This window comes from Thermus sp. NEB1569, from assembly GCF_022385295.1.
GTDB classification, from domain to species: Bacteria; Deinococcota; Deinococci; order Deinococcales; family Thermaceae; genus Thermus; species Thermus scotoductus.
In genome coordinates, this window is sequence record NZ_CP092445.1 from 959,590 (window position 1) to 983,380 (window position 23,791).

Below are 23,791 nucleotides of genomic sequence, written 5' to 3' on the forward strand. Positions count from 1 at the left end.
GGGCCGCCACGGAAAGGAGCACCAGAACGGTTTCCGGATTCATGCCTCCCCCAGCAGGTAGCGAAGCCCTGGGGCCAGGGCTTGCTTCCACGTGACCCAGTTGTGCCCCGAGGCCCTTTCCCGGTAGGCGTGGGGAACCTTGCGGTCAGCGAGGAGGGCGGCAAAGCGGCGGACTGGGGCCAGGAGCCATTCTAAAAGACCCACCTCCAGATAGATGCGGGGCAGAACCTGGGCTTCGGCGTATCGTTCCAAAAGCCACTCCCGGTCCCGGTAGGCGTCGGTGCCCCCTGGGTGGGCCTTTAGGGCCGGGGAGAGGGCGAGGACCTTTGGGAAGCGGTTCGGGTGGCGCAGGGCCTGCCACAAGGAGAAAAGGCCTCCCAGGGAAGCCCCCACCAGAACGATCTCCCCCAAGGGGCCCTTGCTGCGTTCCACTTCCCCTAGCACCCGGTGGAACTCCTCCTCGTAGGCTTCCGAAAACCGGTACTCCCGGTTCCGGTCTATGGGCTCCACAAAAACCAGGTGCACCGGGGGGATTTCGCCTGCCTCCACCAGGGCCTGGGCCACCTTGTGAAGGCCCGCGGTGCGGTAGAAGGCCACTCCATCCTGGGCCACCAGGGTGGCCTTGGGACTCGTCCCGGCTTCGGCCACGTAGAAGCGCCTTTCCCCCAGGCGGTGCCGCTCCACTTTGGGTTCTTCCCTGGGCTCGGGAGGTGCTTCAAAGCGGTGCCCGGGAAGCCGAACAGCCCGGGGGTAGGTCCACCAGGGATTGTCCGCTCGCTCAGGGTTTTCGGGGTCGGGGAAGGGCCTACCCCGTTCGTCCAGGAAGGCGTATTCCACGTAAGCCCCTTCCGGAAACTCCAGGGTGACGGGGCCTTGGAGGGGGATGGGATTCCTTTCCCAGTCGCTGAAATCCCCTATCAGGGCCCTGGCCTGGGCCGGGGGAAAAAAGGTGACGGTGCGCTTAGAAACCCGTACCACGGGAATACTCTACCCGGGCCTAGGCCGGAGCTAAAGCTTCTCCAGCTCCGGGTAGAGGAGAAGGAGCTCTTCCTCCGTCAGGGCCTCGCCTTCCCTTTCTGGGGTCCAGGAAAGGTACGCCGCCAGGAGGCTGAAGGAACTGGATCCCGCCAGGTCCATGAGGGCTTGCCTGGCCCGGGACCGGGTTAAAGGGGATTGGGGAGGAAGGAGCCTGCGGTCGGCGAGGAGGAGGCTTACCACCAGGTAGCGCCCGCCGGGCTCCACCTGAGCCGGGTATGCCTCCAGCGCGTGCTTCTTGCCCTCAAAGTGGCGGAAGGTTTCCTGGTACTTGCTCCGCTCCTCCAGCATCCAGGCGTCGAACCGGGCCAGGACCTCCTCCTCGGAACCCGCCGCCACCTGGTAATCCCCAAAGCGCCAGGCGGGCTCCTCCCTGAGGAGCAAGAGGGCCGCCTCGTCCAGCAGGTCGGCGAGGCCCTTGGCCGAGGTGGTGTCCGCCTCCTCGGCCAGGCGCCTTAAGGTCCTTTGTACCAGGGGGCGGTGGAGAAGGGCCAGGCGCAGCCGGGCCACGCTGGCCGTAGGGCCATCAGGGTACGGCCCGTGGCTCCCCGCCTGCCTGAGCCCCCGCACCATGTAGGCGGTCACCAAGACCAGGCCTAAGACCACCAGGACGGGTACAATGCCTAGGCTTCCCCCACCCCCTCCGGGATAGACCACCACCGGGCCTGGATAGGAGGGGTACGAGGGCGCCGGGGTGGGGAAAACGGGGGCGGGACCGGGGCTCATGGGGGGTGGGCTTGGACTGTACGGGCGCCCGCCCACCCCACCCCCGCTCTTCTGGGCCAAGGCCAGGGCCAGTACCAGAAGCAAAGCCCAGAGGAAGCGGCGCATGGCTTTAAGCTTACGCCAAGGGTGGGGCCTTTGTGCTAAAGCCCATGATGCAGTAAACTTGACATAGGTAGGCTTAGGATATGGACGAGATCAAGGAAAGGAGGGAAACCATGCTACCAGAAACCCTGCCCGTTTGCCCGGTGAGGGGCTCGGTCATCTACCCCACCATGGTGATGCCCATCGATGCCGGTAGGCCCATCTCCATCCGGGCCATCGACGAGGCCTTGGCCCGGGAGAGGGTGCTTCTCATCGTGAGCCAGAAGGACAAGGAGGTGGAAAACCCCAGACCCTCAGACCTTTACCCGGTGGGGACCGCCTGCAACATCCTCAAGATGCGCAAGAACCCGGACGGCTCCGTCCAGGTGCTGGTGCAGGCCTTTGCCCGGGTGCGGGTGAAGGAATGGCTGGACCTGGGGGACCACCTCGAGGCCAGGGGGGAGGTTCTCTCCGATGAACCCGCTGACCCCACCTTGGTCAAGGCCCTGGTGCGGGAGGTGAAGGACAAGTTCCAGGCCCTCCTTAAGGAGGGTAAGTACCTGGCTCCCGAGGTGGCCCAGTTCGTCTTGAACCTGGAAGACCCGAGCCAGCTCGCCGATTACATCGCCTTCCACATGGACTTCCGCCTGGAGGACAAGCAGAGGGTTTTGGAAACCCAAAATGTGGCGGAGAGGCTAAAGCGGGTTTTGGTTCTCCTCGAGGCGGAGCTGGAGCTCATCGAAACGCAAAGGCGCATCCAGCAACAGGTCAAGGAGGAGATCGACCGTAACCAGCGGGAGTACTTCCTGCGGGAGCAGATGAAGGCCATCCAGCGGGAGCTCCACGGGGAGGAGGGTGCCGAGGAGGTGGAGGAGTTCCGCAGGAAGGTGGAGGAACTCAACCTGCCCCCCGTGGTGCGGCAGGAGGTGGAGCGGGAACTGAACCGCTTCGCCCGTATGCACCCCGATTCCGCCGAGGCCAGCGTCATTCGCACCTACCTGGACTGGATCGTGAACCTGCCCTGGAACACCCGCACCGAGGACAACCTGGATCTAAACCGGGCCAAGGAGATCCTGGAAAGGGACCACTACGGCCTGGAGAAGGTGAAGGACCGGGTCCTGGAGTACCTGGCGGTGCGGAAGCTAAAGGCGGAGCGGGCCAAGCGGGGGGAAATCCCACCGGACGAGGTGAACAAGGGGCCCATCCTCCTCTTCGTGGGGCCTCCTGGGGTGGGGAAGACCTCCATCGCCAAGAGCATCGCCGAGGCCCTGGGCCGCAAGTACGTGCGGATCTCCTTGGGCGGCGTGCGGGATGAATCCGACATCCGGGGGCACCGGCGCACCTACATCGGGGCCATGCCCGGACGCATCATCCAGGGCCTGCGCCAGGCGGGCACCAAGAACCCCGTCTTCCTGCTGGACGAGGTGGATAAGCTGGGCATCTCCTACCAGGGGGACCCCGCGGCGGCCCTCTTGGAGGTGCTGGACCCCGCCCAGAACAAGGAGTTTGTGGACCACTACCTGGGGGTGCCCTTTGACCTCTCCGAGGTGATGTTCATCTGCACCGCCAACTTTCCTCAGAACATCCCCGCCCCCCTCTGGGACCGGATGGAGGCCATCGAGTTCACCAGCTACATCGAGCAGGAGAAGCTGGAGATCGCCAAGCGCTACCTCCTGCCCCGGCAGATGCGGGAAACCGGCCTCCTCGAGGGCCAGGTGGTGATCACCGAAGCCGCCCTCATGCGCCTCATCACCCATTACACCCGGGAGGCCGGGGTGCGCCAGCTGGAACGGGAGATCGGATCCCTTCTGCGCAAGGCGGCCCGGCAGATCCTGGAAGAAGGCCGGAAGCGGGTGCGCATCACGGAGAGGGACCTGGAAAAATACCTGGGCCCGCCCCGCTACTTGCCGGAAACCGAGGCCCGCGAGCCCCAGGTGGGGGTGGCCACGGGCATGTACTACACCCCGGTGGGCGGGGACATCATGTTCGTGGAGGTTTCCGTGATGCCCGGCAAGGGGAACCTGATCCTCACCGGGCAGCTTGGGGATGTGATGAAGGAATCCGCCCGGGCAGCGCTTTCCTACGCCAAGAGGAACGCCGAGCGCTTTGGCATTCCCCTGAAGCGCTTTGAGGAGTCGGACATCCACATCCACGTGCCTGCGGGGGCCATTCCCAAGGAGGGCCCATCGGCTGGCGTGGCCATCGTGAGCGCCCTGGTCAGCGCCCTCACGGAGGTGCCCGTCCGCCACGACATCGCCATGACCGGGGAGATCACCCTCACGGGCAGGGTGCTTCCCATTGGCGGGGTCAAGGAGAAGGTGCTGGGGGCCAGGCGGGCGGGGATTAGGGAGGTGATCCTTCCCAAGCAGAACGAAGCCGACCTCAGCGACATCCCCAAGCCCCTGCGCCAGAACATGACCTTCCACTTCGTGGAGCACCTGGACCAGGTCCTGGACCTGGCCCTGGTGGGCGGGCTCAAGGCCTTGGAGCATAGGGCCCGGGAGGCCAAGGCCAAGGGATCCAGGGCGCGGTCCAAAAAGGAAGTGGTGGCCCATGCCTAGGGGTGATCTCTAGCGGGTTAAGGGGTGCCCTTTCTCCCCGCCGGGTGGCTTGCCCGGCGGGGCTTTGTTCCTATGATTCAAGGGCCTTTTGGTACACCTCCAGGTAGGCCTGGGTGATCCTTTCAGGGTGAAAGCGGGCGATGGCGTACTCCCGGGCGGCCTTGCGCATGCTGGGGAGCTTGGGATGGGCGAGGAGGTCCAGCACCGCCTGGGCGAAGCCTTCCAGGTCCCCAAGCTCCACCAGCCGACCCACCTCGGGCCGTACCAGCTCGGGAACCCCTCCCACGGCGGTGGCCACCACGGGAACCCCGCTGGCCAGGGCCTCGAGGGCCGCCTGCCCGAAGGATTCCTCCTCCGAGGCCAGCAGGAAAAGATCGGCGGCTCCCAGGATCTCCTCGGGATGGGGAGTGGGGGGATGGAAGGTGACCCAGCGTTCCACCCCGAGTTCTTCCGCAACCCGCTTCGCCTCCCCTTCCTCCGGTCCCTTCCCCAGAAGAAGGAGCCTGGCCTGCACCTTCCTCCGCACCTTGGCGAAGGCCCGCACGATATCCGGCACCCTTTTGATGGGGCGGAAGTTGGAAGCGTGCACCAAAAGCCACTCCCCTTCCTCCGCGTAGAGCTTCTTGCGCTCCGGCCTGGGGTAGAAGCGGTCCGGGTCCACGGCGTTATGGATGACCACGGGGCTGACCCCGAAGGCCTTCTGCGCCTCCTGGGCTAGGGCCCGGCTCACCGCGGTGGTGGCCTTGGCTCTTTGGAGGGCCTTTCGGGTGGGTCCGTGGAAGGCCGGGTCCATCCCTAGCACCGAGACATCGGTGCCGTGGAGAGTATGCACCAGGGGGAGTTCCTCGCCAAGCCCCAGGTAGGCGGCGGCGGCGTGGGGGATGGCGTAGTGGGTGTGAACCAGCTCCAGGCCGAGCCGCCTGGCCTCCCGCTCCAGCACCCCGGCCAGGGAGAGGGTGTAAAGGGGGCCGGGGAAGACAGGGTAAAAGGGCAGGTCCACGGGGATGTAGACCACAGGGCTATCCTTGGGCAGGCGGAAGGGCCTTTCCGTGGCGAAGAGGTAAACCCGGTGGCCCATCTGGGCCAGGCGGTGGGCCAGCTCCGTGGCCACGATGCCGCTACCCCCGAGGCCAGGGTAGGCCACCAGGCCCAGCCTCAGCACCCTCACGCCCAAACCCGCAAAAGGGGAGAGGAGAGAACCCATCCCCCCGGACCCTTGCCCATGGGAGACGCACCTTTAGGATGTTCCCCGATTGGTTGGCCAAAGAAGGTCATGCCCCCAGTTTACCGTAGGGGACGGGGAGCGCTCAGGGCCGCCAGCCTGAGGGGCTTGCGGGATAAGGGGGATTGGCCCCGCGGGGAACCTCGAGGCGGAATAACCGCGATAGAAGGACCACGCCCCCGGTGGTTTGAGCCTGGGTAAGGGCCTGGTGCAGGAGTTGAGAAAGCTCCAGGAGGAAGCGGTCTTGCCGCTCCTTGGGCACAGGAAGGGCTCCAAAGGTGAAGCAAGCAGGGTTCACCGCTGGGCAGTGGGGTTCAAGCCTTAGCTTCCCCCCCAGGAAGTAAACCCGCCAGGCCCCGAGGTCCACCCGGTATCCCGCGCGCAGGTGGTCCTGGTACTGGCTGGAAAGCTTGCGCCAAAGCTCCTGGGCTTCCTTGCCCGAAGGGCCAAGGGTGTACCGCCATTCCCGGGCCCCCGCCTGGGTTAGGGTTTGGCTGCGGGTAAGCCGCCAGTCTTGGGCCAGGGCCCCAGGTAGGGCCAGGAGGGCCAGGATCGCCAGCCACCTGGATATCCGCGCGCCCATGCCTTCAGGGTGCCATGACAGGGGCAAAGGGCATGTGAGGAATGGGCCTGAATCTTGGAATAAAGAGGATGCCCTAGCCCCTCAAAGGCTTCTCAGGATTTCCTCCCCCTCCTCCATGTAGGCATCCCAGGGAATCAACACGTACTCCTGGCCTGAACGGGCAGCGTAGTAGGAGAGGTCCAGGCGGAGGGGTTGGTGCACCTGCTTAAGCTCCTGCACCAGGGTGGGAGGGGGTTTTAGGTAAACACGAGGACGGAGCCTTTCCAGAAGAAGGCTCAAGCGGAAAACCCAGAGGGTTTTCCCGTTCCCCTTCCGGTGGGAGGCTCCCTGGCGCTTGAGGGGCTTCATGGCTCAGTTCCTCTGGACCTTCTTGTTCAGGAAGTCCAGGAGCAGGTACCGGCCGATGTTGCCGGGGTGGGTGAGGTAGGCCTTACCCCGGGTGATCTGGGAAAGCCTTTTCACGAAGGCCAGGAGCTCGGGTTCCCGGGCCAGCATGAAGGTGTGGATGGGGATGCCTTCCTTACGGGCTAGGGTGGCTTCCTTTAGGGTTTCCGCCAGGATCAGGGGATCGAGGCCCCAGGCGTTTTTGTAGATCTCCCCGCTGGGAAGGGTGATGGCCGAGGGCTTACCGTCGGTGATGAGGATGATCTGCCGCATCTCCCCGCCCATCTTTTTCAAGAGGGTCCTGGCCAGTTCCAGCCCCGCCTTGGTGTTGGTGTGGTAAGGGCCCACCTGGGCCAGGGGGAGCCGGGAAAGGGGGATCTCCTCGGCGGTGTCGTGGAAGAGGGCGAAGCGCACCCGGTCCCCGGGGTACTGGGTGCGGATCAGATGGGCCAAGGCCAAGGCCACCTTCTTGGCAGGGGTGAAGCGGTCCTCCCCGTAGAGGATCATGGAGTGGGAGCAGTCTAAGAGGACCACAGTGCTCATGCTGGCGGTGTACTCGGAGAGGTCGATGACCAAGTCCCCGTGGGAGAGTTCCGTAAGCCCCTTGGCCATGGCCTTTTTGAGGGTTTCCGGCACGTTGAGCTCCAAGGGGTCTCCCCACTCCCACTCCTTGGTTTCCCCTGTCTTCTCCACCCCTGGGGCGTGGTGGGGAGTGGGGTGGAGCCCAGGAGCGTTTCGGCCCAGAGCCCCGAGGAGCTCCCGCAGGCTTTTTAGGCCCAGGAAATCCGAGGCCTTTTCCGTGAGCTCAAAGCGGGCCTCACCTGCCTCGCCCTTGTACCCGCCTTGCGCGGGGTTGGTGGGATCCTCTCCGGGAAGGCGGATATACCCGGCTTCACGGAGCTTTTCCATCAGGCGGGTAATGGCCTGATGGAGCCGGGTTTCCTCCTTGCGGTCGGCGAAGCGGGCTTCCCTAAGCCAGTCCTCCGGCACTAGCTCGTTTTTGAGGAGGGCCTCGAGGAGCGCATCGTAGAGATCCTCCAGGGTGGGCTGGCGCTCGGGGTCAGGGTCGTAGCGCTGGAAGGGATCGGAAAACCCGGAGTCCAGGAGGAAGTCCTCGAGGAGGCTCAGGATCTCCTCGGGGGAGAGATCCTCGAGGCTTCCCTCGTAGCGGCTATAGCGGATGGCCTTCATCTTTGCAACCTTCCCAAGACCTGCTCCATAAGCCTAGCGTATTCCGGAAGCCGCAGGAAGAGGGCCCGGGCCAGGCTTTCGTTATAGGTGTGGACCGTGAGGTTGCGGTCGTCCACCATGCCTAAGGCCAAGCGGGCCTCTTCCTCTTCCAAAAGCCCCACCTCGCGGGCTAGGCGGATGACCCTCTTGGGGCTTGCTCCCTCCAGCCCCTCCACTTCCCGAAGGTAGGCTTGGAGAGCTTTCCAAAAGGCCTCGAAGGTGTACTCAAAGCGCTGGATGGCCGCGTCCCGCTCCACGGGGCTTGGGTCTTTGAGGAAGGCAAGCTCTGCTAGGGTGGCCAGGGCCTTTTCCGCCACCCGGATCCGCTCTAGAGCTCGGCCCACAGGATTCCCTCCCTAAGCACCCGCTCCCGGAAGGCGGGCTCGGCCTCGGTGAGGTCCACCAGGTCCACCCGCCGCACCACGGGGGCCTCCTCCAGGGCCTCCTTAAGGAGGGGCAGGAGGTCCCTAAGGGGCCTTTCCGAGAGGAGGGCGAGGTCCAGGTCGGAGGCCTGCCGCCCTTCCCCCCGGGCGAAGGAGCCGAAGAGGTAAAGCCGGGTTCCCGTGCCCTGGAGGTAGGGCCTTAGGGCGGTAAGGACAGCCTCTTTGTCCGACTCCAGGCTAGTTGCCATAGCTCCTCGGGCGCTCTGCCGCCTGGTAGCTCGCCTCGCCCCGGGCAAGCTTCCTCCTCCCCACCAGCCCCTCCAGGACGAACTCCGCCGCCGAAAGGAGCACCTCGGGCTCCTGGCTTTCCGCCAGGGTCCTTGCCGCCTCCAGGAGGCCCGGCACCTCCTCCATGGCCTTTAGGGCTTCCTCCACGCTTCCCTCGGGCAGGGTGAGGAGGTTTCCCTCTTCAAAGTAGGCCACGATGGCATCGGTCCTCGGGCGGTAGCGGGGGAGGACCATGCCGAAGGCCCTTTGCACCAGGTCCCGGGCCACCTTTTCCGCCCCCTGGAGCTCCCCTTCGTACTCCAGCTCCAGCTTCCCGGTGATGGCGGGAAGCCCCGCATAGAGATCCAGGGGGCGGGCCACAGGCCGGGTGCCCTGAAGAAGGGCCCGCCTTTCGGCGCTGGCGGCCACCACCTCCAGAAGGCTTATAGAAAGGCGCTGGGAGACGCCGGCCGTCTGGTCCACCCGGCGGTCCTCCCGGGCGGCGAAGGCCACGGCCTCCACGGAAAGGCGGATCCACTCGGGGAGCACCACCTCTTCCGGCACGTAGGCCTCCTGGGCACTGATCCTAAGGCCCTCCTCGAGGGTTTTGGGGTAATGGGTGCGGATCTCGCTGCCGATGCGGTCTTTGAGGGGGGTCACGATCCGTCCCCTGGCCGTGTAGTCCTGGGGATTGGCGGTGAACACCAGCCAGACATCCAGGGGCAGGCGGATGGGGTAGCCCCTGATCTGCACGTCTCCTTCCTCGAGGATGTTGAACAAGGCCACCTGCACCTTGGGGGCCAGGTCCGCCAGCTCGTTCACCGCAAAGATTCCCCGGTTGGCCCGGGGAAGAAGGCCAAAGTGGATGCTTTCCAGGTCCGCCATCCCCGTTCCCTTGCGGGCTGCCTTGATGGGGTCCATGTCCCCCAGGAGGTCGGCCACCGTGGTGTCGGGGGTGGCGAGCTTTTCCACATAGCGCTCCTCCCGGGTTATCCAGACGATGGGAGCCTCGTCTTTGGCCTCCTCCAGAAGCCGCTTCCCTTCGGGCGAGATGGGCCATAGGGGGTTGTCCCTAAGCTCGGTGGCCAGGGCGGGGATCTCCTCGTCCAGAAGGTTAACCAAGCTGCGAAGGATGCGGCTTTTGGCCTGGCCCCGGGTGCCCAGGAGGATGAAGTTTTGCTTGGCCAGGATGGCCTGGACCAAGGCGGGGATGACGGTGTCCTCGTATCCGTGGATGCCTGGGAAAAGCCGCTCCCCTTTGCGGAGCTTTTCCTTGAGATTTTCCCGGGCCTCGTCCTTGACGGTGCGCTTAAGCTTCTCCAAGGGATAGGTGCGCCGGAGTTCGCCGAGGGTCTTGGCCTTCACCCCTCCAGTTTAGGGCCAGAGGGAGTTAGGGATTTGTGGCGGAGGGTGGCAAGGGAGGTTTAGTCCATCTTTCGAACGGGAGGGGGCCTGGGCTCGCCTGAGGGGGCTGGCATCCCTCCCCTCATAACCCTCGCCTAACGCCCTTCTCATCCCCTAGCGGTAAGGTGCCTCTCGTGGAGATCCATGGCACTACCATCTTGGCCGTGCGCAAGGATGGGGTCACCGCCTTGGCCGGGGATGGCCAGGTTACCTTCGGCCAGACCGTTCTCAAGCGGGGGGCGGTGAAGGTGAGGCGCCTCGAGGTGGGGGAGGGCATCCTGGTGGGTTTTGCCGGTGGGGTGGCGGATGCCTTAAGTCTCCTCGAGCGCTTTGAGGAGAAGCTCAAGGAGGCCAGGGGCAACCTGCTCAAGGGGGCGGTGGAAACCGCCAAGCTCTGGCGCACCGACCGGGTGTTGCGTCACCTCCAGGCCATGATCATCGCCGCCGACCGGGAGGGGATGGTGCTCCTCTCCGGGAGCGGCGAGGTCATCACCCCGGAAGAACCTCTTTTGGCGGTGGGGTCTGGGGGTCCCTACGCCTTGGCGGCGGCCAAGGCCCTCTACCGGCACTCCAGCCTTTCCGCTCGGGAGATCGCCGAGGAGGCCCTTAGGATTGCGGCTGAGGTGGATCTTTACACCTCGGGCCAGGTGACGGTTCTCACCCTGGGGGAAGCATGAACCTCACGCCTGCGGAGATCGTCCGGGAGCTTTCCAAGCACATCGTGGGACAGGAGGCGGCCAAGCGGGCGGTGGCCGTGGCCTTAAGAAACCGGTACCGCCGGAAGAAACTTCCGCCCGAGGTGGCCCGGGAGGTGACCCCCAAGAACATCCTCATGATCGGGCCCACAGGGGTGGGCAAGACGGAGATCGCCCGCCGCCTGGCCCGCCTGGCGGGGGCTCCTTTTGTCAAGGTGGAGGCCACCAAGTTCACCGAGGTAGGCTATGTGGGCCGGGATGTGGACGCCATCGTGCGGGACCTGGCCGAGGCCAGCTACCAGCTGGTGATGGAGGAAATGAAGAAGAAGGTGGAGGAAAGAGCCCTGGCCTTGGCCGAGGAGGAGCTGGCCACCCTTCTGCGCGCCTCCGTGGCCGAGGTGCGCGCGGGGCGGCTGGATAGCCTCTCGGTGGAGGTGCAGGTGGAGGAGGAGATGAGCCTGCCCTTCATGGGCGTCCTCGGGGGTGAGGGCTTTGGCGGCATGGGGGAGATGCTTAAGGGCCTTCTTCCCAAGCGGCCGGTGCGCAAGCGCATGACGGTGAAGGAAGCCCGGGAGGTCCTCAAAAACCAGCACGCCGAGCGCCTCATCGACAAGGAGGAGTTGAAGGAGGAGGCCAGGAGGCGGGCCCAGGAGGACGGAATCGTCTTCATCGACGAGATCGACAAGGTGGCCCGCCGGGAGGGTACGGTGGGGCCGGATGTGTCCGGCGAGGGGGTCCAGCGGGACCTCCTGCCCATCGTGGAGGGCACGGTGGTTTCCACCCGCATCGGTCCGGTCTCCACTGAGCACGTGCTCTTCATCGCTGCGGGAGCCTTCCATGTGGCCAAACCCTCGGACCTGATCCCCGAGCTCCAGGGCCGGTTCCCCATCCGCGTGGAGCTTTCTCCCTTGGGCCCGGAGGAGTTTTACCGCATCCTGAAGGAGCCGGAAAACTCCCTGATCCGCCAGTACACGGAGCTTTTGAGGGCAGACGGCACGGAACTCGTCTTTCACGAGGACGCCCTGAAGGCCATTGCTGAAGCGGCCTACCGGGCCAATCAGGAGCTCGAGGACATCGGAGCCAGGAGGCTGGCCACGGTCTTGGAGCGGGTGCTGGAGGAGGTCAGCTTCCAGACGGACCTGGGCCGGGTGGAGATCACCCGGGCCTACGTGGAGCAAAGGCTCGAGGCGGTCTTCGCCTCGCCCGACCTGACGCGGTTCGTGCTATAGGAGGGAAAGATGCGCTGGTTCCTTTTGGCATTAGGTTTGTTAGCGGTACCCGGCCTGGCCCAGACCCCGCCTCCGCCAACCAACCAGGTGGAAAAGCAGGATCCCTTGAAGCTGGGCGTGCAGCTTTACGCCCTGGGCCGGTACGAGGCGGCCTTGGAGCTCTTCGAGCGGGCCTTGAAGGAGAAACCCCAGGACCCGGATGTCCTCTACTGGCTGGCTCGGGCCCAGCTGAAAGTGGGGCTCCTTAACCCCGCCTTGGAAAACGCCAAGGGCCTGGTGGCCCGGAACCCCCGGTACATTGGGGGATACATGGTTCTTTCCGAGGCCTATGTGGCCCTCTATCGGGCCTCGGAGGATCGGGAGAAGGGGAAGGGCTTTTTGGATCAGGCTCTGACCGTACTCCGCGATGCCGAGCGGGTGAACCCCCGTTACGCTCCCCTTTACGCCCAAAGGGGTCTGGTCTACGCCTTCCTGGGCCAGGCGGACAAGGCGGAGGAGGCCTTTAAGAGGGCCCTTAGCCTGCAGGATTCCGCAGAGGTGAGGGCGGCTTTGGCGGAGCTTTATCTGGCGGCAGGCCGCTTGGATGAGGCCCTGGAGCAGTACGGCAAAGCGGTCCAGCTTTCACCCCAGGATGGGAATCTAAGGGTTCGCTATGCCTCGGCCCTTATGGTGAAGGGGCGGGCCGAGGAGGCGGTGCGGGTTCTGGAGGGGGGGCACCGGCTCAAGCCCCTGGACGCGGAGGGGTGGTACACCCTGGGCCAGGCGTACTTTGCCCTAGGCCGGCACAAGGAGGCGGGGGTGGCCCTGGAAAACGCTATAGCTTTGGCTCCCTTGCGCTTCCCCGCCGCTTACTACTACTTGGGCCAAGTCTACCTGGCTTTAGGGGATGCCCAGAAGGCCAAAAGCCGCCTCACGGTGGCGGTGCGCCTCGAGCCCAAGCGGGCCGAGTACCGATACCAGCTCTGCCTGGCCAACGAGAAGCTGGGGGACAAAGAGGGTGCCCGCTACCAGTGCAAGGAGGCTTTAAAGTTGAAGCCCGGCTACAGGGAAGCGGAGGAGGTGCTTAAGCGCCTGTAGGGTATTGGGTGTGGAAAATGTAACGGGTGGACTCCTGGCTTCCAGTGCCAGGAGTAACCTTTATTGGGGGAAAGAGGATGTGGAGGTTTGAAGGAGGCTGCTTTCAGGAGGAGGCCTATTCCTTGCCGGAGGAGGAGCGATTCCTCCTCTTGGTGAACGGCAAGCCCTGGGCTTCCTTCAGCTATACCCCTGGGGATGAGGTCTACCTGGCCCTAGGGCATCTCTTCCTGAGCGGGGTGCTAGGGGGTGCGGTGGCTGGTGGGCGAAGGGGTGGTGGCCGTGGACCTACCCGGGGCATACATGGAGCGGCCCTCTTTGACCTTTCCGGACAGCTTCTCTACCTCAACGAGGATATCGGCCGCCACAACGCCGTGGACCGCTTGGCAGGGTACATGCTCCTGGAGGGCGTACGGCCTCCCGTGCTCTTGGCGGTAACCGGCAGGGTGAGCCAGGAGATGGCAGCCAAGGCCATTGGCACGGGAGCGGTGCTCCTGGCAAGCCGCACGGGGGCAACAGCCCCTGCGGTGAGCCTGGCCCAACGCTACGGCCTGGCCCTGGCCGCCTATGTGCGCCCAACAGGCTACCGCCTCTACGCCCCAGGTGGTATGCCGGTGCCCGAGGGAGTCCTCAGGCCTTAGGCTCTTCCTTCTTCTCCTCGCCTTCCTGGAGGCCCTTTTTGAACTCCTTGGCCGACTGGCCAATGCTCCGGGCCAGCTCGGGGAGCTTCTTGGCGCCGAAGAGGAGGAGGATGACGAGAAGGATGAGGAGGATTTCCACCGGACCTAATTGCATGGGGCCATTGTAGCACGCCTTGACCCTCTTGAGGTCAAGTGTTATCGTGGCCTCTGGGGTGGCCTTAGGCCCCGGGGCGTAGCGCAGGCCGGTAGCGCACCTGCTTTGGGAGCAGGGGGTCGCCCGTTCAAATCGGGCCGCCCCGACCACGCGGGAGTAGCTCAGTTGGTAGAGCATCGGCCTTCCAAGCCGAGGGTCGCGGGTTCGAGTCCCGTCTCCCGCTCCAGATGGCCGGGGTGAAGGTTCACCCCGGCTTCGCGTATGGGCCCGTAGCTCAGGGGACAGAGCAGCCGCCTTCTAAGCGGTAGGTCGGGGGTTCGAATCCCTCCGGGCCCGCCACCTTCTGAAGGCAATGCTTTCCTTCAGGAAAGCGAGGGGCCTCGAGGGGGGTGTTAGCGAATGGTTAGCTTATGCCTCAGGCCTCCCCTCGAGCCCCACCATGTCTTCCGGGTCAAGGACCCATCCCTGCCGCTCCTCCTTGAGGAGGTGGCGGTAAATCCCCAGGGTGATGTTGGGGTTGGCGTGCCCCATGCGCTCCGCCACCAGCTCTAGAGGGGCGCCGTTGGCCAGGAGGAAGCTCCCGTAGGTGTGCCTCAGGTCGTGGACCCGCACCGGGGGAAGGCCGAGGCGGGTCGTGATGCGGCGGAGGGTGTGGTTCAGGGCGTTCAGGTCCAGGGGCCTGTCCCCCGCGTTGCCGGGAAAGACCCAGTCCTCCGGGGAGAGGGGCCCCCCAAGGTGGGCCTCCCACCAGGCCCGGTACTCCCGCAGGCGGGCCAGGGTGGCGTGGGGGATGGGGACGGCCCGCCGCCCCGAGGCGGTCTTGGGCTGGGAGAGGACCGCCCTCTTCCCATCGGAGACCCAGGTGCGGCGCACGTGGAGGAGGCCGGCCTCGAGGTCCACGTCCCCCCACCGCAGGGCCAGGACCTCTCCCTTGCGCAGGCCGCAGGCCAGGCAGAGGCGCAGGGCCAGGGCGGTGCGGGGGTCGGGGTGGGCGTCCAGGGCCTCGAGGAGGCGTGCGGCCTCCTCCCGCTCCAGGGTCCTGCCCGCCTTCTCCCGCGCCTCCCCTCGGGGCACCCGCACCTTCACCGGGGCCACGGGGTTGCGGGGCACCAGCTCGAGGCTCAAGGCCTCCTCAAAGAGGGCGTGAAGCTTCTCCCGCACCTTCCGCACGGTGCGGGGGGAAAGCCCCCGCTCCAAAAGGGCGTCCACCACCGCCCGGACGTGGGCGGGCTGGACGCCCCCGAGCCGGAGGAGGCCGAGGGGGTCCTTGGCGGAGGGGTCCTTGAGGGAAGGGAGGGCGTAGGCCAGCTCCTGGCGGTAAAGGGCCACGGTCCTGGGGCGTACCTCCCGCGCCTTTCCCTGAAGCCACCTTTCCGCCCAGTCCCGCAGGGTGATGCTCTCCGGGGGGGCGAGGAGGCCCCGGAAGTGCTTCAGGGCCATCTCCGCCCGCCACGCCTCCGCCTCCTTCTTGGTGGGGAAGGACCGGGTGAGCTTGCGGGGCTTCCCCGTGGCCGGGTCGTGGCCCACGGTGATTTGGGCCACCCAGCGCTTCCGCCCCTTGTGGAAGAAGACCGTGCCGGTGCCCTTGGTGGAACGCCTGGCCATCCTCCCCTCCTCCCGCGCCTTCCCATTATGCTCCCCCTCTTGCCCCCAGGGCGGGGGCCTGCTACCCTGGCCTCATGGCCCCCAAGCGAATACCCCTCGAGGCCTGAGGCGCTTCCTTGGCGCTTCGGGGGGCGGTGGTGGGAGGTGCGCGGTGGGCATCCCTTGGTACTTTCACCGCTCCCGTCTTTGGGAACAGGACTGCCCCACCACCCTAAAGTGGCTTTGGGGCCTGTGGGGCTACTACAGGGGGCTTTACGAGAGGCCCCTCGAGGAGGGCGAGACCCGGGAGGACCGGGAGGAGGCGCTTCTGGAGTTCTGGTGCGATGACTGGCTTAGCCTCTTCAACCTCCTGGAGGCCGCTTGGCGCAAGGGGTGCGGGTGGGAGGAGGCGCGCCGCTTCCTCGAGGAGGCCCTGACCTACCCGCCCTTCCTCCGGGACGTGGAGTATTGGCCCGCCTGGATGGAGGCCTTCTTCCTCCACGCGGAGGCCCACGGGAAGGAGGTGGCCCCCGAGGCCCGGGCCAACCTGCTGGTGCACATGGGCAAGCGGGCCCCCCGGGTCGTGCCCCTAAAGGTCCCGGAGGGGCGAGGACTCCCCCCGCCCCTGCCCCGGGTTCGGGACCTCGAGGCCTTCTGGAGGAAGCTGGCCAAGGCCCCCGTCCCGGAGGCGGAGGTGGACTTCTACGGGGGCCTGGCCACCCTCCTGGGCCTCTATCTCCACCCGGAGGGGGCGGAGGCCGCCCTGGCCCTGGGGCGGGAGGTGGCCGGGAGGCGCTGGCCCTGGCCCCTGCCCCCGAGCTTCCGCGTTTGGCTTCAGGGGGAAGGCCGCCTCCTCTACCCCTACCACCCCCTCCTGGTGGCCCGGAGGCGGGCCGCCTTCGCCTGGGAGTACCTGGCCCACGTGAGGCCGTCCCCGGGGCTCTGGGAACGCCCCTTCCAGGACCTCCTTCCGCCCCTCGAGGTGGCGGCCAGGACCCACCCCGGGGGGGCGGGGGAGGTGGCCCGCGCCCTTCTGGCCCGGGGGGTGGGGGTGAGGGCGGCGCTCCTAAGGGAGGGGAGAGGGGAGGACGCGGCCCTTCTGGAGGGGCTTCTGGAGCCCTTCGCCCCCCTGGCCGCCCTCGAGGGAAGCCCCTAGCCCGGCCCCCCACCGGAGGGGGCGCTTAGGAGGGGGGCCTGAAGGAGGGCGCCTTGCAGGCGCTTCTGGGCCACCTCAAACCAGAAGGGCTCCCGCTCCACCCCGATAAACCCCCGCCCGAGCCTCAAGGCCGCCTCCCCCGTGCTCCCCGAGCCCATGAAGGGGTCCATGACCACCTCCCCCGGCCTCGAGGCCAGCTCCACCAGCCAGGCCATCACGCCCACCGGCTTCTGGTGGGGGTGGCCCGTGGCCTCCCCGTCCCGCCCCGGGCGGGGGGAGGAAGCCAGATGGAGGTCCTTCCCCCGCCCGGGCAGGGGGCGGAGGGCCAGGACGGGCTCAAAGGCGTAGGCGGGCCCCGTGGGCCTGGGCCTGGGGTCCGGCTTCCCCCAGACGAGGAGCCTCCAGGGAAGCCCCCGCTCCCGGGCGAAGGCCAGGGCCTCCTCGAGGCGGCTTTGGGGAAGGAAGAAGACCACGGGGCCCCTGGCCACCCTCAGGGCCTCGGGAAGCCAGGCCAGGCTGAAGGCGTCCCAGGGCTCCACCACCTTGCGGGCGTAGGGGCTCGCCCCCTGGCCCGGCTCCGGGCGCTTCCAGCCCCCGGTGCCGTAGGGGGGGTCGGTGATGACCGCGTCCACGCTCCCCGTCTTGAGGCGGGCGAGGGCCTCGAGGGCGTCCCCCTGGTGGAGCTCAAGCCTCCCCATCCTCCTCCCCCCTCGGAAGGGCGGGGTGAGGGGCGTCCTCGGGGCGGGAGAGGCGGGCCACCTCGTAGATGGCCCTCACCCTGGCGTACTCCCGGGGGTCCTCCGGGGGCGGCGGGGGAGGCTCGTCCAGGCCGTACACGTCCCGCTTGATGAGCCAGAGCAGGTAGGGGTCTATCTGGGGAGGCAGGGGCTTGCCTCGAGGCCCCCCCTTGGCGGTCTCCTCCGCCTCCATCTCCGCGTAGGCCGCCCGGTAGGCGGCGGCGATGGTGGCCAGGGCGTGGGTGGCCTTGAGGACCGTTTGGGGGTCGTCCGAGTCCAAGAGCTTCGAGGTCTTGCGGATGGCCGCCCAGAGCCGCCGCACCAAGCTTTTTCTGGTGCCGTACTTCTCTCGCTTCCTCAACGCCGCTTCTCCTTCCCGTCCCCCTCAGGGGGAAGCTTCCCCCTGGCATGCCCGGCGATGGCGATGAGGGTTTCCCGGTCCTCGTCCTCGAGGGAGGCGAGGAAGTAGGCGATGGCCAGGTCCGCCAGGGCCGCTCCCGCCTTCACCTTCAGGCCGTAGTCCGGGGAGAGGTGGAGCACCGCGCTGAGCTCCCGGAAGGCCTTGAAGAGCTCGTCCCGCAGGGCCAGCCGCTCTTTCTCGGAAAGACCCCGCTTTCGCCTCATGGCCGCTCCTCCGGAAGCCTCACCCGGGTTTCCTCCCGGGCCAGAAGGCCCGCCTCCACCTCGAGGCCCTCCCGCAAGGCCACGATGGCCAGGGCCATGACCACGAGCCCGGCCTTGCGCCGGTCCTCCAGGAGGAAGGCCAGCCGGCCGCCCCCCAGGGGCCTCACCCCGCGCACCCCCGCCTTGCGGAGGCCCTCGAGGCCCCACGCCGGGCCCTCCCCTTCCGCCAACACCACCACCTCCGCCCCGTCCGGGGCCAAGGGGTGGGCTTCAATCCACACCTTCCGCGCTTTCGGCTTCGCTTCCACGCTCTCCTCCCGGTCAACCTCCGGGGCTCAGGCCTCCGACCTCGCCCCTCCTCCCAGCCCCAGGCGCACCTTCTCCAGCAGGAGAAGCCCGCCCGGAAGGCCCCAACGCCTCACCGCCTCCGCCACCGCCGCCGCAAGCCCCGGGGGAAGCTCCCCCTTGGGGGCCTCGAGGGCCAGGAGGGCCAGGGCCTCCCCCCAGCCCCAGGCCCAGGCCTCGAGGGCCGGGTCCTCCTCGGGCAGGAGGAGCAGGAGGCGGCCCCCCTCCACCCGCAAGACCCCTCCGCGCGCGGCGATGGCCTCTAAAAGCCTTCCCAGCTCAGGCATTCCTCACCTCCCGCCTCGCCCGGTCCCACACCCGGGCCAGGCGCTCCAACCGGGGCGGGTTCCCTGCCCAAACCCCCCAAAGCTCCACCTCCACGGCCTGGGGGAAGGCTTCCTCGAGGAAGCCCAGCCTCTCCAGAAGCCACTCCTCCCAAGAGGAGACCCCGCCCCAGGCCCGGGCGTGGGCCCGAAGGTCCTCCTCGGGGGGCAGGAGGAGGCCCCAGTAGGCCACCTCGCCCTCCACCACCACCCGGAGGCGGGGGGGCTTGAGGGCCCGAAGCTTGGCCACGAGGGCGGGGAGGTGGGGGCGGAGGGCCTGCCAGGCGTTCATATCTCCACCTCCGGGCCCTCGAGGGCAGGGGGGGCTTCGCCTCCAGGGTTTTCCGCAAAGTCCTGGTCTTCCGCAAGGGGGTTTGCGGAAAACTTTTGCCCATCCTCATCGGCAAAATCCGTTTTCCGCAAAGCCGCACTATCACGTAAGGGGGTTTGCGGCAAACCCGCCAACCTGTAGGCCACCGCCCCCCCTTGCCCCCCAAGCGCCAGGCGCTCCACCGCCCCGGCCTTGACCAGGGCGCGAAGGGCCTCCTCCGTGGTCCTCTCCCCGGCGTTCACCCGCTCCGCGACCAGGCGGATAACCTCCTTGCGGGGCTTGGGCCCCTCCTCCAGCACCTCGAGGACGGCCCGCTTGGCCTGCTCCAGCTTGGAGGGGCGGGCCTCCTCCTCGGGGAGGTCGGTCAGGGCGAACTCCAGGGTGTCCGGCCCCCAGACGCGCTCAATCCCCAGGGGGTCCATGAGGGGGGCCAGGTTGTTCTTGAGGGCATCCAGCTTGAGCACGTCCCGTCCCCCGGTGAGCTTGGGGGGAACCCGGGTGAGGAGGAAGGCGCTCCGGGCCCCGGCCAGCTTGTAGAAGCTCCCCGCCACCCCCCGCTCCAGGGCGGTGAGCCCCTGGACGGGCTTGGGGGTGTGGTCCAGGAGGAGGACGGCGGGCCCCGCTTTGGCGATTTCCTTCAGGTAGCTCATCACCTCCGCCACGTGGTCGGAACGGCGGGAGTCCACGAAGGGGAAGGCGGCGCTCCAGGAGTCAATCACGATGAGGGCGGGGCCTTGCCGCGCCATCTCCAGGAGGGCCTTCAAGCCTTCCTCCCCCAGCCCCTTGGTGGCCTCCTGGGGCTCCAGGTAGCGGATGCGCCCCAGGGCCTCCCCGTCCACCCCCAGCCCGGCGGCCACCTTGGGGTACCAGGGCCCTTGCAGGCGGGGGTCCGTGTCGTAGTCCACGTGCAGGACCTCCCCCTGGGCCACCTCCCGCTCCAGGAAGGGCACCCCGGCGGCCACGGCCACCTCGAGGGCCGCGACCAGGGTGCTTTTGCCCACCCCTCCCGGCCCCCCGAGGAGGGCCAGGGTCCCTTGGGCCACCATCCCCTCCCAGAGCCAGGAGACCTCCAGCCTGGGGGGAAGCTGGTGGGCGGGGATGACCCGGAACACTCAGACCACCCCCCTTCTTTTCCGCAGGCCCCCTATACGATAGATTGCGGCTTTGCGGAAAACCGATTTTTGCGATGGGGACGGCTCAGGTTTTCCGCAAAGGGCTTTGCGGAAAACCCCCCCGTTTGCGGAAAACCCTGGGGGGTCCAGGGCTAGCGGGCTTCCAGCCCCCACTTCAAGGCCCCATGCCACGGCGGCCCGGGCCTCCTTCTCGGGGAGGCCGGCGCTCATGGCGGTGGCCACCAGGGCCTCCTCCGCCTCCCTGGGGTCTAGCCCGTGGGGGATGAGCCCCCCGGCGGCCACGGCGTAGCGGATGAGCGTGTTGTGCCTCTGCCCCTCCGGGGTGCGGGCCACTTGGGCGGCGTAGGCCTCGAGGAGGGCCCTTAGCCGCTTGGGACTCGCCCCTTCCACCGGAGTCCACGCCTCCCTCGGAGGGGGCGGCGGGAGGAGCTTCAGGAGGAGGCCTTGAGGCACCAGGGGAAGCTCCTCCGGGGGCACCAGGGGCACCTCCCAGGCGTACCCCCTCCCGTCCTTCAGCCGGGTGGGCCAGGCCACCACGTAGGCCCGCCCCATGCCCCGGAGGTCCACCCCCTCGAGGGCCCGCACGCTGGCGGAAAGCCTCACCCCTTCAGGAAGCCGGAAGAAAAGGTGTACCCCTCCCTTGGGGGTCCTTTGCCGGGGGGTGGCCTCGAGGGCCGGGAAGTCCCGGCGTAGCGCCTCCCAGGCCTCCCCCTGGTCCACGTCAAGGACCAAGACCCCCTCCGGGGCCAAGAGCCCCACCCCGGCCTCGGGGCAGGCGCGCCACCAAGCCTCGAGGGTGGCCGGGTCCCCGGTAGCGTCTTTGAGCCCGTGGGGGGCCAGCCCCGGATGGGGGCGCTTCTCCCCGGGGAGGAGGGGGAGAACAGCGTAGCCTAAAGCGGCGTAGCGCGTGGCCGCTCGCTGTGCTAAGCTGGGCCTAGCAACTCCTTCACCCAGGCAGGCCGTTCCTTGGGCGGGGCGGCCTGAAGCCTTTTTCACAGCTCCACCTCCTCTTGGGCCAGGTAGGCCCTCAGGGCCTCCTCTACCGCCCTATTCGTCCTCACCGCCATCCTCCAACCCGTCCCCGAAGTTGTTGGCGTAGGCGGCCTCGAGGACGGCCTCGAGGGCCTCCCGGTCCGTGAGGAGCCCCTTGCGCCAGTCCCTGAGCACCGCCTGAACCTCCTCCGCGAAGGCGGAGGCGTCCCAGCACCCGCCCCTCATGGCTCCTCGTCCTCCCCCCGGTCAGGGAAGAGGCCCTCGAGGGCCTCCCCCACCTCCACCAGGGCCTCCTCCGCCTCGAGCCGGCCCGCGTCCCAGGCCCGGTAGGCCTCCCTAATCCGCTTCAAGGCCAAAAGGGCCTGCTCCAGGGTCATGCCCGCCCCCTCCTCCTCCGGGCCTCGAGGAGCGCCGCCTCGAGGTCCAGCTTCCCCTCCAGAAGGGCCTCCACCACGTGGGCCGGCACCACCAGGCGCTTTCCCAGACGAAAGCCGTGGAGCCGGGCCAGGGCGTAGGCCAGGTGTTCCCCGATAAGGTCGTGGCCCACGGCCTCCCGAAGCTCCCTCACGGTGTAAAGCCGCTTCTTCTCTCCCATAAGCCTGATGGTGCGCTCCCCTATCCAGTAGGGGAAGGAACGAGGCCAAATCGTTTCGTTCCACCCCCCCTACCCACCGGTGGAGGGCCGGGGCGAAGTCCTCGAGGGCGGCCAGGTAGCCGGCCTCGAGGGCCTCCATCAGCCGGGGCTCCTCCAGGACGGGGAGGTCCAAACTTTCCGCTATCTCCCCGAGGCGGGCCTCGAGGAAGTGCCAAAGGGCCTCTCGCTTAGCCGTCAGCGCGTCCATGTTCTCCCTCCTTCACCGCAAGCCACGCCACCAGGGACGCGCTCAGGCCCAGGGAGGCCGCGAAGAGGGCGGGCTCCCCGTCCCCGGTGGACCAGAACCAAAGCCAGGCGAGGAATAGGGTGAACCCCCAAGCCCTGAGCACGCTTCGCCCTCCTGGTGAAGGGGAGGGGCGGGGAAGTCCCCGCCCCCTTCCGCCCTACATCCAACCGAACTCCCGGCGCAGGGCCTCGGCGCTGTTGTCCTCCCCCTCCCGGCGGAGGGCCTCGAGGCCCCGGGCCGCCTCAAGAAGCTCCTCCTCCGTCATGAGGGCGCAGGAAGGCTTCCCGGTGAGGGCCCGGAGGACCAGGCGGTAGGCGTCCCCCTCGAGGCCCAGCTCCTTGGCCAGGGCGTGCACCCGGGCCAGCAGGGCCTTCCTCCGGGGCGTGGCGGGGAACTTGGGGGCCTCTTGCCGCTTGGTGGGGTTGCTGATAGGCTTGGTCATGCTTACCTCCTCTGGTGAGCCCTAGGGGGTCGGTCTTGGCGGGTCGCCCCCTAGGTGCCCTTATAGTACCCAAATATGGGCACTATGTCAATAGTTATGGTCCTCAACTTTGGTAAGCTTAGGCCATGAACGGCCCGCATATCCGGCTCAAGCTCAGGAGCGTTTTAGACCGGGAGGGGGTCAGCGCTTATGCCCTGGCCCAGGTACTAGCAGGAAAGGTGGGGCGCAATACGGTTTACGGGCTGGCCCGTGGGGAGAAGAAGCGCCCCGACCTCGAGGCCCTCGCCTGGGTCATCTGGGGACTACGGAAGCTCACGGGCAAGCCCTATGGGGTCCAGGACCTCCTGGAGTACGAGGAGGAGTGAGGCCCGGTCCTCAGGGTGCGGGGGAGGGGTATTCTGAGCCCCCTCTCTGCCTTCGCTTCTGGAAGCGCCCTCCGGAAGGGGAAAAACCCCTTGTGCCTTGGCGCAGGAGGCCTCCCGGGATCCGCGATATACCCCCTCCCTTTACTTCCGCCGGGCGTAGCGTTGCGGTTTTCGCTCACGCTCTGAGGACAGCGCCCAAAAGAAGGCCCTCACCCGAGGCCAAGCCGGCGCTTGGTCCCCTTTATGGCCTTGATGACGACTTCCAGGTTCAAGTTGGGCCCGTCTTCCGAGGAGGGGCTTGCCCCCCTCTGGCTGAGGTACTTCGCGAGGGTGGGGTTCTCCATGAGCTCGTCTACCCGCTCAAGGAGCTTGGCGTAGCTCAGCCCTTCCAGCTCCCTCAAGGCCACCAAGAGGAGGTCCCGCTGTCGGGTAGTCCAGGATGGGGCCGCTTCGTGGGGAACTGCCCTTAGCCGCTCCTGGTATTCGTCGTAGTAGCGCCCCGCTCGCTCGAGGAAAGAACTCTTAGACTCCCCTACCCAGGGCTCGAGGCGCGGATCATCCGGAGGGGGGTAGGGCTCTTCCGCCCAGCCCTCCACTCGGAAGAAAAAGGCGGCTTCCAGCCCCTTGGCCGGCGAAGTCCCCGCCTCACGCGCCTCCAGGGCCACGTTGGCCAGGATGGGGTAGGCCCACCCTCGCCACGCCTGAGGGAAACGGGCCTTCGCGAACCAGGCCCTTTTCCGCCACTCCTCGAGGGCCCAATAGGCGCTTTTCCCCCTCAGAGGCCTTTGCTCCAGCGCTTTCATGACCTCTTCCAGCTCTGCGGGGGGGGCAACATCGTAAGCCAAGGCCCCTAGCGCCTCTAGCAAGGCATCAGGAAGGTCGTAGGTGAAGTCCTTCAGAGCTTCAAAAGGGCCTGGATGGAGAAGGCAAGCCGCACCTAAAAGGCCCTGCCTCTCCTGGTAGACGAGAAAGCTCCACTCGGAGGAGTGCATACTCCTTCACCCGTCCTTCAATCTACCCCCACCCGGGGGAGAGAAGGAGGGCAACGGGGTGTTAGCGAATGGTTAGCTTATGGGGTGAACCAGGGGGGAGGGGTATGAGAAGGAGGGAGAAGAAAAATCCCGTAAACAAGGGCATTCTGCCAAGAGGGGGAATGTAGGGGAGGGGCCGGTACGCTCCTTCTAAGCGGTAGGTCGGGGGTTCGAATC

General features: G+C 67.1%; 32 protein-coding genes and 3 tRNA genes. 10 read left to right on the plus strand and 25 right to left on the minus strand.

Annotation, left to right across the window (positions count from 1 at the left end; all coding sequences use genetic code 11):
* Positions 1 to 39: 39 nt before the first annotated feature.
* The gene (locus MI302_RS05700) at positions 40 to 978 is read right to left on the minus strand and encodes an esterase family protein (RefSeq protein ID WP_239726436.1); all 939 of its coding nucleotides are present in this window, start codon (positions 976 to 978) and stop codon (positions 40 to 42) included.
* A 30-nt stretch (positions 979 to 1,008) separates the two neighbouring features.
* Positions 1,009 to 1,866, minus strand: a complete 858-nt coding sequence (locus MI302_RS05705) for a DUF1517 domain-containing protein (protein ID WP_239726437.1) — start codon at positions 1,864 to 1,866, stop codon at positions 1,009 to 1,011.
* Between the two features lie 110 nt (positions 1,867 to 1,976).
* On the opposite strand from MI302_RS05705, the gene lon reads away from it, so the two are divergent.
* The gene (gene lon, locus MI302_RS05710) at positions 1,977 to 4,403 is read left to right on the plus strand and encodes an endopeptidase La (protein ID WP_126217270.1); all 2,427 of its coding nucleotides are present in this window, start codon (positions 1,977 to 1,979) and stop codon (positions 4,401 to 4,403) included.
* A gap of 70 nt (positions 4,404 to 4,473) precedes the next feature.
* Here the strand turns inward: lon and bshA are convergent, their stop codons facing one another.
* The 7 genes from bshA to MI302_RS05745 all read right to left on the minus strand — a co-directional run bounded on the left by bshA (position 4,474) and on the right by MI302_RS05745 (position 9,837).
* Entirely contained in the window at positions 4,474 to 5,607 is a 1,134-nt protein-coding gene (gene bshA, locus MI302_RS05715; protein WP_019550523.1) for an N-acetyl-alpha-D-glucosaminyl L-malate synthase BshA, read from the minus strand.
* 103 nt (positions 5,608 to 5,710) lie between these two features.
* Positions 5,711 to 6,208 carry a hypothetical protein gene (locus MI302_RS05720; protein WP_015716894.1) on the minus strand — a complete coding sequence of 166 codons (498 nt, stop codon included), beginning with the start codon at positions 6,206 to 6,208 and terminating at the stop codon, positions 5,711 to 5,713.
* Positions 6,209 to 6,289: 81 nt separating this feature from the next.
* Entirely contained in the window at positions 6,290 to 6,556 is a 267-nt protein-coding gene (locus tag MI302_RS05725) for a hypothetical protein (RefSeq protein WP_019550524.1), read from the minus strand.
* A 3-nt stretch (positions 6,557 to 6,559) separates the two neighbouring features.
* The gene (locus MI302_RS05730) at positions 6,560 to 7,783 is read right to left on the minus strand and encodes a VWA domain-containing protein (RefSeq protein WP_019550525.1); all 1,224 of its coding nucleotides are present in this window, start codon (positions 7,781 to 7,783) and stop codon (positions 6,560 to 6,562) included.
* Entirely contained in the window at positions 7,780 to 8,166 is a 387-nt protein-coding gene (locus MI302_RS05735) for an HI0074 family nucleotidyltransferase substrate-binding subunit (RefSeq protein WP_026328958.1), read from the minus strand. Before MI302_RS05735 ends, MI302_RS05730 begins: the two co-directional genes overlap by 4 nt.
* Positions 8,151 to 8,453 carry a nucleotidyltransferase family protein gene (locus MI302_RS05740; protein WP_019550526.1) on the minus strand — a complete coding sequence of 101 codons (303 nt, stop codon included), beginning with the start codon at positions 8,451 to 8,453 and terminating at the stop codon, positions 8,151 to 8,153. Before MI302_RS05740 ends, MI302_RS05735 begins: the two co-directional genes overlap by 16 nt.
* The gene (locus tag MI302_RS05745; RefSeq protein WP_126200750.1) at positions 8,443 to 9,837 is read right to left on the minus strand and encodes a sigma 54-interacting transcriptional regulator; all 1,395 of its coding nucleotides are present in this window, start codon (positions 9,835 to 9,837) and stop codon (positions 8,443 to 8,445) included. Before MI302_RS05745 ends, MI302_RS05740 begins: the two co-directional genes overlap by 11 nt.
* A 173-nt stretch (positions 9,838 to 10,010) precedes the next feature.
* On the opposite strand from MI302_RS05745, the gene hslV reads away from it, so the two are divergent.
* The 4 genes from hslV to MI302_RS05765 all read left to right on the plus strand — a co-directional run bounded on the left by hslV (position 10,011) and on the right by MI302_RS05765 (position 13,515).
* Positions 10,011 to 10,553, plus strand: a complete 543-nt coding sequence (gene hslV, locus MI302_RS05750) for an ATP-dependent protease subunit HslV (RefSeq protein ID WP_019550528.1) — start codon at positions 10,011 to 10,013, stop codon at positions 10,551 to 10,553.
* A complete protein-coding gene (gene hslU, locus MI302_RS05755; RefSeq protein WP_239726438.1) occupies positions 10,550 to 11,800 on the plus strand; it encodes an ATP-dependent protease ATPase subunit HslU in 1,251 nt (416 codons plus the stop codon). Before hslV ends, hslU begins: the two co-directional genes overlap by 4 nt.
* 9 nt (positions 11,801 to 11,809) lie before the next feature.
* Positions 11,810 to 12,877, plus strand: a complete 1,068-nt coding sequence (locus MI302_RS05760) for a tetratricopeptide repeat protein (protein ID WP_239726439.1) — start codon at positions 11,810 to 11,812, stop codon at positions 12,875 to 12,877.
* A 77-nt stretch (positions 12,878 to 12,954) separates the two neighbouring features.
* Positions 12,955 to 13,515, plus strand: coding sequence for a formate dehydrogenase accessory sulfurtransferase FdhD (locus tag MI302_RS05765; protein ID WP_239726440.1), 561 nt, complete (start codon positions 12,955 to 12,957; stop codon positions 13,513 to 13,515).
* Here the strand turns inward: MI302_RS05765 and tatA are convergent.
* Complete coding sequence (tatA, locus tag MI302_RS05770; RefSeq protein ID WP_239726441.1) at positions 13,505 to 13,669, minus strand: twin-arginine translocase TatA/TatE family subunit; 165 nt, start codon at positions 13,667 to 13,669, stop codon at positions 13,505 to 13,507. The two genes, MI302_RS05765 and tatA, sit on opposite strands and share 11 nt — an antisense overlap.
* 72 nt (positions 13,670 to 13,741) lie before the next feature.
* On the opposite strand from tatA, the gene MI302_RS05775 reads away from it, so the two are divergent.
* From MI302_RS05775 to MI302_RS05785, 3 genes are all read left to right on the plus strand, one after another.
* Positions 13,742 to 13,818: transfer RNA gene (locus MI302_RS05775), tRNA-Pro, on the plus strand.
* A 1-nt stretch (position 13,819) separates the two neighbouring features.
* Positions 13,820 to 13,895: transfer RNA gene (locus MI302_RS05780), tRNA-Gly, on the plus strand.
* A gap of 37 nt (positions 13,896 to 13,932) precedes the next feature.
* A tRNA-Arg gene (locus MI302_RS05785) sits at positions 13,933 to 14,008 on the plus strand.
* 69 nt (positions 14,009 to 14,077) lie between these two features.
* Here the strand turns inward: MI302_RS05785 and MI302_RS05790 are convergent.
* Positions 14,078 to 15,274: a site-specific integrase gene (locus MI302_RS05790; RefSeq protein WP_126187705.1), complete on the minus strand. Its 1,197-nt coding sequence runs from the start codon at positions 15,272 to 15,274 to the stop codon at positions 14,078 to 14,080.
* Between the two features lie 151 nt (positions 15,275 to 15,425).
* Here MI302_RS05790 and MI302_RS05795 point away from each other — a divergent pair, with 151 nt between their 5' ends.
* The gene (locus MI302_RS05795; protein ID WP_239726442.1) at positions 15,426 to 16,409 is read left to right on the plus strand and encodes a hypothetical protein; all 984 of its coding nucleotides are present in this window, start codon (positions 15,426 to 15,428) and stop codon (positions 16,407 to 16,409) included.
* On the opposite strand, the gene MI302_RS05800 is transcribed toward MI302_RS05795, so the two are convergent.
* The 13 genes from MI302_RS05800 to MI302_RS12180 form a co-directional block, all read right to left on the minus strand.
* The gene (locus tag MI302_RS05800; RefSeq protein ID WP_239726443.1) at positions 16,406 to 17,107 is read right to left on the minus strand and encodes a DNA methyltransferase; all 702 of its coding nucleotides are present in this window, start codon (positions 17,105 to 17,107) and stop codon (positions 16,406 to 16,408) included. The two genes, MI302_RS05795 and MI302_RS05800, sit on opposite strands and share 4 nt — an antisense overlap.
* Positions 17,094 to 17,507 carry a DNA repair protein RecN gene (locus MI302_RS05805; RefSeq protein ID WP_239726444.1) on the minus strand — a complete coding sequence of 138 codons (414 nt, stop codon included), beginning with the start codon at positions 17,505 to 17,507 and terminating at the stop codon, positions 17,094 to 17,096. The genes MI302_RS05800 and MI302_RS05805 overlap by 14 nt, the downstream gene beginning before the upstream one ends.
* Positions 17,504 to 17,770, minus strand: coding sequence for a hypothetical protein (locus tag MI302_RS05810; protein ID WP_126213146.1), 267 nt, complete (start codon positions 17,768 to 17,770; stop codon positions 17,504 to 17,506). Before MI302_RS05810 ends, MI302_RS05805 begins: the two co-directional genes overlap by 4 nt.
* Complete coding sequence (locus tag MI302_RS05815; protein ID WP_239726445.1) at positions 17,767 to 18,078, minus strand: hypothetical protein; 312 nt, start codon at positions 18,076 to 18,078, stop codon at positions 17,767 to 17,769. The genes MI302_RS05810 and MI302_RS05815 overlap by 4 nt, the downstream gene beginning before the upstream one ends.
* Before the next feature lie 27 nt (positions 18,079 to 18,105).
* On the minus strand, positions 18,106 to 18,402 hold the full coding sequence (locus tag MI302_RS05820; RefSeq protein WP_239726446.1) for a hypothetical protein: 297 nt from the start codon (positions 18,400 to 18,402) through the stop codon (positions 18,106 to 18,108).
* Positions 18,395 to 18,730: a hypothetical protein gene (locus tag MI302_RS05825; protein WP_172967262.1), complete on the minus strand. Its 336-nt coding sequence runs from the start codon at positions 18,728 to 18,730 to the stop codon at positions 18,395 to 18,397. The genes MI302_RS05820 and MI302_RS05825 overlap by 8 nt, the downstream gene beginning before the upstream one ends.
* Positions 18,727 to 19,881: an AAA family ATPase gene (locus MI302_RS05830; RefSeq protein WP_239726447.1), complete on the minus strand. Its 1,155-nt coding sequence runs from the start codon at positions 19,879 to 19,881 to the stop codon at positions 18,727 to 18,729. The genes MI302_RS05825 and MI302_RS05830 overlap by 4 nt, the downstream gene beginning before the upstream one ends.
* On the minus strand, positions 19,882 to 20,898 hold the full coding sequence (locus MI302_RS05835) for a bifunctional DNA primase/polymerase (RefSeq protein WP_239726448.1): 1,017 nt from the start codon (positions 20,896 to 20,898) through the stop codon (positions 19,882 to 19,884).
* 51 nt (positions 20,899 to 20,949) lie between these two features.
* Positions 20,950 to 21,120: a hypothetical protein gene (locus MI302_RS05840; RefSeq protein WP_172967259.1), complete on the minus strand. Its 171-nt coding sequence runs from the start codon at positions 21,118 to 21,120 to the stop codon at positions 20,950 to 20,952.
* The gene (locus tag MI302_RS05845; protein ID WP_172960012.1) at positions 21,117 to 21,272 is read right to left on the minus strand and encodes a hypothetical protein; all 156 of its coding nucleotides are present in this window, start codon (positions 21,270 to 21,272) and stop codon (positions 21,117 to 21,119) included. The genes MI302_RS05840 and MI302_RS05845 overlap by 4 nt, the downstream gene beginning before the upstream one ends.
* A complete protein-coding gene (locus MI302_RS05850; protein WP_126186992.1) occupies positions 21,269 to 21,490 on the minus strand; it encodes a hypothetical protein in 222 nt (73 codons plus the stop codon). Before MI302_RS05850 ends, MI302_RS05845 begins: the two co-directional genes overlap by 4 nt.
* 227 nt (positions 21,491 to 21,717) lie before the next feature.
* The gene (locus MI302_RS05855) at positions 21,718 to 21,879 is read right to left on the minus strand and encodes a hypothetical protein (protein WP_172957805.1); all 162 of its coding nucleotides are present in this window, start codon (positions 21,877 to 21,879) and stop codon (positions 21,718 to 21,720) included.
* A 54-nt stretch (positions 21,880 to 21,933) separates the two neighbouring features.
* Positions 21,934 to 22,218, minus strand: coding sequence for a hypothetical protein (locus MI302_RS12180; RefSeq protein WP_126200369.1), 285 nt, complete (start codon positions 22,216 to 22,218; stop codon positions 21,934 to 21,936).
* Positions 22,219 to 22,343: 125 nt separating this feature from the next.
* On the opposite strand from MI302_RS12180, the gene MI302_RS05865 reads away from it, so the two are divergent.
* Positions 22,344 to 22,583 (plus strand): hypothetical protein, encoded by a 240-nt coding sequence (locus tag MI302_RS05865; protein WP_126186994.1) that lies wholly within the window; start codon positions 22,344 to 22,346, stop codon positions 22,581 to 22,583.
* A gap of 209 nt (positions 22,584 to 22,792) precedes the next feature.
* On the opposite strand, the gene MI302_RS05870 is transcribed toward MI302_RS05865, so the two are convergent.
* The gene (locus MI302_RS05870) at positions 22,793 to 23,386 is read right to left on the minus strand and encodes a hypothetical protein (protein ID WP_239726449.1); all 594 of its coding nucleotides are present in this window, start codon (positions 23,384 to 23,386) and stop codon (positions 22,793 to 22,795) included.
* Positions 23,387 to 23,791 lie beyond the last annotated feature (405 nt).